Origin of the sequence: Shigella sp. FC1967 (genome assembly GCF_001743005.1) — a bacterium.
In the GTDB taxonomy this organism is placed as follows: Bacteria; Pseudomonadota; Gammaproteobacteria; order Enterobacterales; family Enterobacteriaceae; genus Proteus.
Genome location: NZ_MIIZ01000189.1, coordinates 1 through 273, shown reverse-complemented (window position 1 = coordinate 273; position 273 = coordinate 1). Strand labels below are relative to the sequence as shown.

Annotated in this window: 1 protein-coding gene; it reads right to left on the bottom strand. The window is 49.1% G+C overall.

Going from position 1 to position 273, the window contains the following annotated elements; genetic code table 11:
* On the bottom strand, positions 1 to 273 hold a 273-nt coding region (locus BHE89_RS01750; RefSeq protein WP_141008254.1), incomplete at both ends, for a transposase.

Sequence of the window (273 nt, the reverse complement as noted above, 5' to 3'; positions counted from 1 at the left end):
CGGGCATTGGCTACCCGTTCGTGTACACCTGCAAGCTGTATTCGGGCTTTACGGCGATGAGCACTCCCTTTTTGCTTGCGAGATAAGGCTTTTTGTTTTCGACGTAGGTGACGGCTGGCATTGATAAGGTGGCGCGGATTAGCAATCTTATTGCCGTCTGATTTGATGGCGTAATGACTCAGCCCCACATCAAGCTCCGTGATATTTGATATCAATGTTGGCTTTGCCGGTGCTTCTACCCCGTCATCACAGAGTAGTGACGCATAGTATTTT